This window comes from Pedococcus sp., from assembly GCF_036000045.1.
GTDB lineage: Bacteria > Actinomycetota > Actinomycetes > Actinomycetales > Dermatophilaceae > Pedococcus.
Genome location: NZ_DASYGF010000023.1, coordinates 19,880 through 29,024, shown reverse-complemented (window position 1 = coordinate 29,024; position 9,145 = coordinate 19,880). Strand labels below are relative to the sequence as shown.

The 9,145-nt window shown below is 70.6% G+C and carries 8 protein-coding genes; 3 read left to right on the top strand and 5 right to left on the bottom strand.

All coding sequences use genetic code 11. The features are described 5' to 3' along the window. The 3 genes from VGN50_RS04535 to VGN50_RS04525 form a co-directional block, all read right to left on the bottom strand. On the bottom strand, positions 1–1,241 hold a 1,241-nt coding region (locus VGN50_RS04535; RefSeq protein WP_327443473.1), incomplete at its 3' end, for an NAD(P)/FAD-dependent oxidoreductase. Between the two features lie 38 nt (positions 1,242–1,279). Next, entirely contained in the window at positions 1,280–2,290 is a 1,011-nt protein-coding gene (gene meaB / locus VGN50_RS04530) for a methylmalonyl Co-A mutase-associated GTPase MeaB (RefSeq protein WP_327443476.1), read from the bottom strand. 11 nt (positions 2,291–2,301) lie between these two features. Next, positions 2,302–3,492, bottom strand: coding sequence for an acetyl-CoA C-acetyltransferase (locus VGN50_RS04525; protein WP_327443472.1), 1,191 nt, complete (start codon positions 3,490–3,492; stop codon positions 2,302–2,304). Between the two features lie 174 nt (positions 3,493–3,666). Here VGN50_RS04525 and mce point away from each other — a divergent pair, with 174 nt between their 5' ends. The 3 genes from mce (at position 3,667) to VGN50_RS04510 (ending at position 6,917) form a co-directional block, all read left to right on the top strand. After that, positions 3,667–4,119, top strand: coding sequence for a methylmalonyl-CoA epimerase (gene mce / locus VGN50_RS04520; protein ID WP_327443471.1), 453 nt, complete (start codon positions 3,667–3,669; stop codon positions 4,117–4,119). A 118-nt stretch (positions 4,120–4,237) separates the two neighbouring features. Continuing rightward, positions 4,238–5,569, top strand: coding sequence for a crotonyl-CoA carboxylase/reductase (gene ccrA / locus VGN50_RS04515; RefSeq protein WP_327443470.1), 1,332 nt, complete (start codon positions 4,238–4,240; stop codon positions 5,567–5,569). A 49-nt stretch (positions 5,570–5,618) separates the two neighbouring features. Then, positions 5,619–6,917, top strand: a complete 1,299-nt coding sequence (locus VGN50_RS04510) for an AI-2E family transporter (RefSeq protein ID WP_327443469.1) — start codon at positions 5,619–5,621, stop codon at positions 6,915–6,917. A gap of 49 nt (positions 6,918–6,966) precedes the next feature. Here the strand turns inward: VGN50_RS04510 and VGN50_RS04505 are convergent, their stop codons facing one another. Beyond that, positions 6,967–7,266 carry a hypothetical protein gene (locus VGN50_RS04505; RefSeq protein WP_327443468.1) on the bottom strand — a complete coding sequence of 100 codons (300 nt, stop codon included), beginning with the start codon at positions 7,264–7,266 and terminating at the stop codon, positions 6,967–6,969. 41 nt (positions 7,267–7,307) lie between these two features. Further along, a complete protein-coding gene (locus VGN50_RS04500; protein WP_327443467.1) occupies positions 7,308–9,086 on the bottom strand; it encodes a 3-hydroxybutyryl-CoA dehydrogenase in 1,779 nt (592 codons plus the stop codon). Positions 9,087–9,145: the final 59 nt, after the last annotated feature.

The following is a 9,145-nucleotide window of genomic DNA, read 5'->3' as shown; positions in this document are numbered from 1 at the left end:
AGGTAGCTGGGGTTCCACTGCTCCATCTGCACGGCGGTCTTCGTGTAACGGTCGACGACCGTGTCCCGGAAGCCCGGCGCGAAGCGCTCGATCTGGTTCTCGATCGCCTCCGTCATGTCCGCCCCGGAGCCGTGCGGCACGTGCACGTACGCCCAGAGGATGTGCCCGCCGGCCGGCGCGCGGGTGGGGTCGGGCACCGTCGGCTGCACCGCGAGCACGTACGGCTTGTCGGTGAGCCGGCCCTGATTGGGTGCCCGCTCCCCCGCGATCGTCTCGTCGAGGGTGCCGGCGATGTGCACCGTGCCGGCGCGGCGGACGTCGGGGTTGGTCCACGGCACCGGCTCGGACAGGATCCAGTCGATCTTGAACACGCCCGCGCCGTGCGTGTAGCGGGAGACCCACCGCTTGTAGCCCTCGTTCACCCGGTCGCCGGCCATGGACACGAAGGCCTCGGGCGTCGTGTCCAGGAGCACGGCCGGGACGCCGTCGAACTCGCGCAGGTCGGTGACGTGGTGGCCGGTCACCACCTCGCCACCCTGCTCCTCGAGCGCGGTGACCATCGCGTCGGCGAGCTGCTGCGACCCGCCCTCGACCAGAGGCCACCCCACGTGGTGGGACAGCATCGTCAGCAGCATCCCGAGCGCCGAGGTGAGCGGCTGGCTGAGGTCGAGCATGCCGTGCGCCGCGGCGCCCCCGATCAGTGCGCGTGCGCCCTCGGTCCGGAAGTACCGGTGCGCGAGCCAGTGCACGTTCGGCAGGCCGTTGAGCCCGAACTTCGCGATCTCCACCGGGCTGCGGGTGGGCACGCTGCGCAGCTTGCTCGTCAGGAAGAAGTCGACGACGTCGGTGCCGTGCTCGACCAGCGGCCCGAAGAGCCGGCGGTAGGCGGCCGCGTCCTCCCCGAGTCCCGCCGCGGTCTCCTCCAGCGAGCGCAGCGACACCGCCGCCCGGCCGCCGTCGAGGGGATGGGCGAAGTTGACCTCCGGCAGGACGAGGCGGACGCCGCGGCTCTCGGGATCGAACTCCCGGAAGAAGGGTGCGGCCGCGGCCATCGGCTGGACGGTCGAGCAGACGTCGTGGTGGAACCCGGGACGCATGAGCTCCTCGGTGCGCATCCCGCCCCCGGGGCGCTCAGCCGCCTCGACGACCTGCACCCGCAGCCCGGCAGCAGCCAGCCGCAGCGCGCCGGCCAGCCCATTGGGTCCCGCCCCGACGACGACGGCGTCCGGTCTCCCGTTCACCCGCCCATCCTCGCCGGACCTCGGCCGGCCTGCCCGTTCTAGAGCTTGTCGAGAAGTTCGTCCGCCGCCCGGAAGGGGTCGGTCTCCCCCGCGACGACCGAACCGGCGAGGGAGCCGAGGGCCGCGGAGCCGTGCACGTCGGCCAGCCGTTCCCGCAGGGTCGCGAGCGCGATCGCCTCGATCTCGCGCGCGGCCCGCTCCTCGCGACGCCGTTGCCCCTCACCGGAGGACTCCAGCCAGAGCCGGTGCTCCTCGACCTTCTCGAGCACCTTGTCGATGCCGTTGTCGGCCTCGCGGGAGGCCACGGTCCTGCAGATCGGCGGGCGCCAGTGCCCGGGCTCGGCGAACCGGCCACCCAGGGACTGCATGTACCGCAGGTCACGCACGGTCTGGTCCGCGCCGTCCCGGTCGGCCTTGTTGACGACGAACAGGTCGGCGACCTCGAGGATGCCCGCCTTGGCGGCCTGGATGCCGTCGCCCATACCGGGGGCTACCAGCACCATCGTGGTGTCGGCCAGCGAGGCGATCTCGAGCTCCGACTGCCCGACACCCACGGTTTCGATCAGGACGACGTCGCACCCGGCGGCGTCGAGCACCCGGAGCGCCTGCGGGGTGGCCCACGCCAGCCCGCCGAGGTGCCCGCGCGAGGCCATCGAGCGGATGTAGACCCCGGCGTCGCCGGCGTGGTCCTGCATCCGTACGCGGTCGCCGAGCAGGGCGCCGCCGGAGAACGGCGACGACGGGTCGACGGCCAGGACGCCGACGCGCTTGCCGGCCGCGCGGAACGCCCGCACGAGCGCCGTCGTCGTCGTGGACTTGCCGACCCCGGGCGAACCGGTGAGCCCGATGACCTGCGCGTGGCCGGTGTGCGGGGAGAGCGCTGCGGCGACCTCGCGCAGGGCCGGGCTGGCGTCCTCGACCAGCGAGATCAGCCGGGCGACCGAGCGCGCGTCCCCGTCCCGGGCGCCGGCGACGAGCGCCGGGACGTCGGCCGACCGCCGCCCCCGCCGCCCGCGAGGAACGTCAGGAGCGGCGGTCTGGACCGCGATTCCTTCCGATGTCACGCCTTGGCGGGCACGTGCAGGATCAGCGCGTCGCCCTGGCCGCCGCCGCCGCACAGCGCCGCGGCACCGACACCGCCACCACGGCGGCGCAGCTCCAGGGCCAGGTCGAGCACGATGCGGGCGCCGCTCATGCCGACCGGGTGGCCCAGCGCGATGGCCCCACCGTTCGGGTTGACCTTCTCCGGGTCGATGCCGAGCTCGCGGGTGGAGACGATGCCCACCGCGGCGAACGCCTCGTTGAGCTCGACGAGGTCGAGGTCCTTCGGGTCGAGACCCTCGCGAGCGCAGGCCTTCTGGATGGCCCGCGACGGCTGGCTCTGCAGGGTGGCGTCCGGGCCGGCGACGACCCCGTGGGCGCCGATCTCGGCGATGACGGTGCAGCCGAGCTCGGCTGCCTTCTCGGCACTCATGACGACGACCGCGCAGGCGCCGTCGGAGATCTGGGACGCCGTGCCGGCGGTGATCGTGCCGTCCTTGGCGAAGGCGGGCTTGAGCTTGGACAGGCTCTCGGCCGTGGTGTCGGGGCGGATGCCCTCGTCCTCGCGGAACTCGATCGGGTCGCCCTTGCGCTGCGGGATCAGGACGGGGGTGATCTCCTCGTCGAAGATCCCGTTCTTGGCCGCGCGCGCCGCCTTCTGGTGGCTCTCGGCCGCGAACCGGTCCTGCTCCTCGCGGGTCAGGTCGTACCGGCTGTTGGCCTGCTCGGTGAGCACGCCCATGGCGACCTGGTCGAAGGTGTCGGAGAGACCGTCGTGTGCCATCGAGTCGACGAGCTTCGTGTCGCCGTACTTCGTGCCGGTGCGGGAGTTGGCCAGCAGGTGCGGCGCCTGGGTCATCGACTCCATGCCGCCGGCGACGACGACGTCGAACTCGCCGGCGCGGATGAGCTGGTCGGCCAGGGCGATCGCGTCGAGGCCCGACAGGCAGACCTTGTTCAGCGTGAACGAGGGCACCGACATCGGGATGCCGCCGGCCACCGCGGCCGGGCGGGCGGGGTTCTGGCCGGCGCCGGCCTGGATGACCTGGCCCATGATCACGTAGTCGACCTGGTCCCCGGAGATGCCGGCCCGCTCCAGAGCGGCCTTGATGGCGACGCCGCCGAGGTCGGCCGCGGAGAAGTCCTTCAGCGAGCCGAGCAGGCGGCCCATCGGGGTGCGGGCGCCGCTGACGATGACGGAGCGGGACATGGGGCCTCCAGTGCCGGGCCGCCGCCGTTGGCAGCCGTGTCGTGTGCAGTTCCGGTGCCCATCAGGATAAGGCGCCCTGGTCAACGAGCCACCCCGCGGCAGTGTGCTCCCCCGCCCGCGTGACCGTGGCCACATCGATGTGACGTCTGAGACGTCTAGCGGCAGGATGCCCGCGTGACCAACGACCAGGCCGGGCTGCCCGGCGAGCTGTTCACCACGATCGACCACGTCGGCATCGCCGTCCCCGACCTGGACGAGGCGATCGCCTTCTACGCGCAGGCCTTCGGCGTGCAGTCGGTGCACGAGGAGACCAACGAGGAGCAGGGCGTCCGCGAGGCGATGCTCGCCGTCGGCGACGGCACCACGCGGATCCAGCTCCTCGCTCCGCTGACGCCGGAGTCGACCATCGCGAAGTTCATCGGCCGCTCCGGACCGGGCCTCCAGCAGCTGGCCTTCCGGGTCGAGGACGTCGAGGCGGTCAGCGCGACCCTGCGCGAGCGGGGGCTGCGGCTGCTCTACGACGCCCCGAAGCGCGGCACCGCCGACAGCCGGGTCAACTTCGTGCACCCGAAGGACACCGGCGGCGTGCTGGTCGAGCTCGTCCAGCCCGCCGACATCGGCCATTGACCGGACTCGCCGTAACGGTTACCCATCGGTAACATAGCTCCACCGCAGTCAGCTTTCCCCGCCCGCCCACCGAAACCTCAGAGCACCACACCGAGCCGACGAAGACCCGGGAGTACGCGTGAACGAGATCAGGGACGCCATCCTCGCCGACCAGCTGGACGCTGTGGCAGGCATGAAGGTGCCGGAGTCCTACCGCGCGGTGCTGGTGCGCAAGGACGAGCAGGACATGTTCGAGGGCCTCGAGGCCAAGGAGAAGGACCCGCGCAAGTCGCTGCACGTCGAGGAGGTCGCCACCCCGGAGCTCGGCCCGGGTGAGGCGATCGTCGCCGTCATGGCGTCGTCGGTGAACTACAACACCGTCTGGACGTCGATCTTCGAGCCGGTCTCCACGTTCGGCTTCCTGGAGCGCTACGGCAAGGTCTCCGAGCTGACCAAGCGGCACGACCTGCCCTACCACGTGGTGGGCTCCGACCTCGCCGGCGTCGTCCTGCAGGTCGGCCCTGGCGTGACCAAGTGGAAGGCCGGCGACGAGGTCGTGGCGCACTGCCTGTCGGTGGAGCTGGAGGACGCCGCCGGGCACGACGACACGATGATGGACCCGCAGCAGCGCATCTGGGGCTTCGAGACCAACTTCGGTGGCCTGGCCGAGCTCGCGCTGGTCAAGAGCAACCAGCTGATGCCCAAGCCGGCGCACCTGACCTGGGAGGAGGCGGCCGCCCCCGGGCTGGTCAACTCCACCGCCTACCGGCAGCTGGTCAGCCACAACGGCGCGAACATGAAGCAGGGCGACGTCGTCCTGATCTGGGGCGCCTCGGGTGGCCTGGGCTCCTACGCGACGCAGATGGCCCTCAACGGCGGCGCGATCCCGGTGTGCGTGGTCAGCAGCGCCGAGAAGGCCGACATCGTCCGGTCGATGGGTGCCGAACTGGTCATCGACCGGAGCGAGGAGGACTACAAGTTCTGGAAGGACGAGGACACCCAGGACCCCAAGGAGTGGAACCGGTTCGGCAAGCGGATCCGCGAGCTGACCGGCGGTGACGACGTCGACATCGTCTTCGAGCACCCCGGCCGAGAGACCTTCGGCGCGAGCGTCTACGTGGCCAAGAAGGGCGGGACGATCGTCACCTGCGCCTCGACCAGTGGATACATGCACTCCTACGACAACCGCTACCTCTGGATGAACCTCAAGCGGATCATCGGCTCGCACTTCGCCAACTACCGCGAGGCGTGGGAGGCCAACGACCTGATCAACCGGGGTCTCATCCACCCGACGTTGTCCAAGACGTACGGCATCGACGAGGTGGGCCAGGCGACGTACGACGTCCACAAGAACCTCCACCAGGGCAAGGTCGGCGTGCTCACGTTGGCGCCGGAGGGCGGCCTCGGGGTGTCGAACCCCGAGAAGCGCGCCGTCCACGAGGACGCGATCAACCGGTTCCGCAACACCTGACCTGCGACGTTGACGCTGGCTGCTGGAGCGCGTGCCCTAGGGTCAAGACATGTCCCTGCTGACCCGGTGGCGCGCGTTCCAGCGCAGCCAGCTCGAAGCGCTGCGCGCCAGTAACCTGCCGGAGCAGGGCACCGACCGTGCGCCCTTCGGCCCCGACCTGCTGCGCGGGCTGTTGCCCGAGGGGCCAGCAGGCCCCGGCGCACCCGATGGCGCCTCGCGGGGCCCGGTGCCCACGGACCGCGACACACTGGGTGGGGGGGCCGAGGAGGACTCGCGCGACGAGCTGCCCTATGGTCGCGCCGGTCGGCCCCTCAACCGCCAGTCCCCGTTCTATCTGGGGTTCGTGGGCGCGCTCGGGGTCCTCACGGCGCTGCTGCTCTGGGAGACCGTGGGCCGGCTGACGACGGTCCTCACGCTCATCGTCGTCTCGATGTTCCTGACGCTCGCCCTCAACCCGCTGGTCGAGCTGCTGACCCGTGGTCGTCTCAGTCGCGCCGGGGCGGTGGCAGTGGTGTTCGTCGGCGTGGTCCTGGTCTTCACGCTGCTCGGTCTGCTCGTGGTGCCCCCGGTCGTCAGCCAAGGGTCGGCCCTGATCAAGCAGGCGCCCGACTGGCTCCATCAGGTCCTCAACAGCTCCTACGTCCGGAACATCGACCGGCACTACGGGGTCGTCGACAAGGTCCAGGCCGAGGTCAACAAGAAGCTCACCGACAGCAACTTCCTCAGCCAGGTCTTCGGCGGTGTCCTCGGCATCGGTGCGGCGGTCATCGGCGGCATCTTCGAGGCGTTCACCGTCCTGGTCCTCACGCTGTTCCTGCTGGCGTCGCTCCCCCGGGTCAAGCAGGGCATCTACGAGATCGTGCCCGCCTCGCGACGGCCGCGGGTGGTCTCCCTGTCCGAGGAGATCATGCGGCGGACCGGGTCGTACGCCATCGGTCAGGTCGTCGTCGCCACCATCAACGCGTTCTGCTCATGGATCATGATGTCGATCGTGGGCATCCAGTATGCCGCCGTGCTCGCGGTCGCCGTGGGCTTCCTCGGGCTGATCCCCATGGTGGGCGCGACGAGCGCGGCCACGCTGGTCTGCCTGGTCGCCGTGTTCGACGAGCCCCGCAAGGCGATCATCGCCGCGGTGTACTACATCGTCTACCAGCAGATCGAGAACTACGTCGTGATGCCGAGGATCATGCGCCACACGGTGTCGGTGCCCGGGGCGGCCACCGTGGTCGCGGCGCTGGCGGGCGGCACCCTCCTCGGAGTCCTCGGAGCCCTCCTGGCCATCCCCGTCGCGGCCGGCCTCCTCCTGCTGTACGAAGAGGTGCTGGTGCCGCGTCAGTCGCGGCACTGACGCCTGTGGTGCACGGACGTCTGGGTCTGTCTGCCCTGACCTCGTGGGCTCACCGCGTGGCGCCCCGAGGATGCCGCCGATCCCGGGCGTCCCAGCACCTCGTGTGCCAGTGCCGCCGGTCGTCCAGACCGCCGATGCCCTCGGCAGGCCACGCGACGACGTGCGGCGTCCCCAGGGCGATGGTCTGCTGGCAGCCCGGGCAGAGGTAGGCGCGAGTCGCACCTGCCCCGCTCACGCGGCGGACGAACCACTCGCTGCCGGCATACGGCTCGCGGCGCACCAGCCCGCCGACCGCACGGGCGACGTTGAGGGGCGCGTCGTCGCGGCGACGCCGGTTGGGCCGGGGCATGGCCCCATCCTCTCAGGCGCCCGAGGGGGACCGCCGGAGCCTCAGGCGTAGGTGCGGAACCCTCGCCCCGTCTTGCGGCCCAGGTATCCGGCGGTGACGAGGTGCTCCAGGAGGGGCGCAGGAGCGAACCCGGGCTCGCGGAACTCGAGATAGAGCTCGCGCTGGATGGCCAGCGACACGTCGAGGCCGACCACGTCGAGCAGCTCGAACGGCCCCATGGGCAGACCGCAGCCCGTCTTCATCGCCGTGTCGATGTCGTCCGCGGTGGCGTAGTTGGCGCTGAGCATGCGAACAGCGTCGTTGAGGTAGGGGAACAGCAGCGCGTTGACGATGAAACCCGACCGGTCGCCACAGGTGACAGCGTGCTTGCCGACCTTGGCGCACAGGTCCTGGACGGTCGCGATGACGTCCTCGGCCGTGGAGACCGTGTGCACGACCTCGACCAGCTTCATGACCTGGGCGGGGTTGAAGAAGTGCATCCCGATGACGTCCTGGGGGCGGCTCGTGGCCGAGGCACAGTCGACGACCGGGAGGCTGGACGTGGTCGTCGCGAGGATCGCGCCGGGGCGGCAGATCTCGTCGAGGTTCTCGAACAGGGCCTTCTTGACGGCCAGGTCCTCGACGACGGCCTCCACCACGAGATCCACGTCGGCGAGGTCGTCCAGCGACGTCGTGCCGCGCAGGTGGCCCAACGCGGCCGTCCGGGCCTCCTCGGTGAGCTTGCCGCGCTGGACGGCCTTCTCGAGGGACTTGCGGATCGACGCGGTCACGGCATCGACCTTGGGCTGGCTGCGGGTCACGTAGACGACGTCGTAACCGGCCTTGGCGAAGACCTCGATGATGCCGGTCGCCATGGTTCCCGACCCCACGACACCCACCGTGCGTACGCTGCGCAGCGTCGCGCCCGACTCACCGGCGGGGCGCGGGGTGAGTGCGTCGTCCGCGACCTGGGAGCTGCCCGGCTGGGCGTAGGTGTAGAACCCGCGACCGCTCTTGCGGCCCTTGAGCCCGGCGCTGACCATCTGCTTGATGATCGGGCTCGGGGCGTGCAGCCGGTCGCGACCCTGTTTGTACATCGTGTCGAGGATCTCGTATGCCGTGTCGAGCCCGATGAGGTCCATCAGCGCGAGCGGCCCCATGGGGTAGCCGCAGCCGAGCCGCATCGCGGCGTCGATGTCCTCGCGCGAGGCGTACTTGGACTCGAACATGGAGACCGCGTGGTTGAGGTAGCCGAAGAGCAGCGCGTTGGCGATGAACCCGGCCTTGTCACCGACGATGACCGGCTGCTTGCCGAGCCGCTGCGCGAGGGCCTTGACGTCCTCGAAGACCTCGTCCTCGGTGACGACGGTCCGGACGACCTCGACGAACTGCAGCACGGGTGCCGGGTTGAAGAAGTGCATGCCCACGACGCGCTTGGGGTTGCTGGTTGCGACGGCGATCTCGGTCACCGAGAGCGACGAGGTGTTGGTGGCGAGCACCGCGTCGGGCCCGACGATGGCGTCGAGCTTGCCGAAGATGTCCTTCTTGAGCTCGAGGTGCTCGGGGACCGCCTCGACGACCAGCTCGCAGTCGGCCAGCTCGTCCATGCTGGCGCTGAAGTGCACCCTCGAGTGCAGTGCGCTCTGGTCCTGCTCGGTGAGCTTGCCGCGAGCGACGGCGCGCCCGGTCGAGTTCTCCAGGACTCCGCGCCCCCTCTCGACCGCGGCGTCGTCGACCTCGACCGCCACCACGTCGATCCCGTTGCGGGCGAACACCTCGACGATGCCGGCACCCATGGTGCCCAGACCGACCACGCCAACCTTGCTGAACTCACGAGCCATGGCGCGAGTCTGGCAGAGGCTGCGTGCCAGGTGGACCCTCGGGAGGCGTGACGGTCACC

Excerpts from the sequence above, each read along its gene's own strand:
- VGN50_RS04500 (WP_327443467.1), bottom strand. The coding sequence starts at position 9,086 with ATGGCTCGTGAGTTCAGCAAGGTTGGCGTGGTCGGTCTGGGCACCATG.
- VGN50_RS04510 (WP_327443469.1), top strand. The coding sequence starts at position 5,619 with ATGTCCCTGCTGACCCGGTGGCGCGCGTTCCAGCGCAGCCAGCTCGAA.
- VGN50_RS04525 (WP_327443472.1), bottom strand. The coding sequence starts at position 3,492 with ATGTCCCGCTCCGTCATCGTCAGCGGCGCCCGCACCCCGATGGGCCGC.
- VGN50_RS04505 (WP_327443468.1), bottom strand. The coding sequence starts at position 7,266 with ATGCCCCGGCCCAACCGGCGTCGCCGCGACGACGCGCCCCTCAACGTC.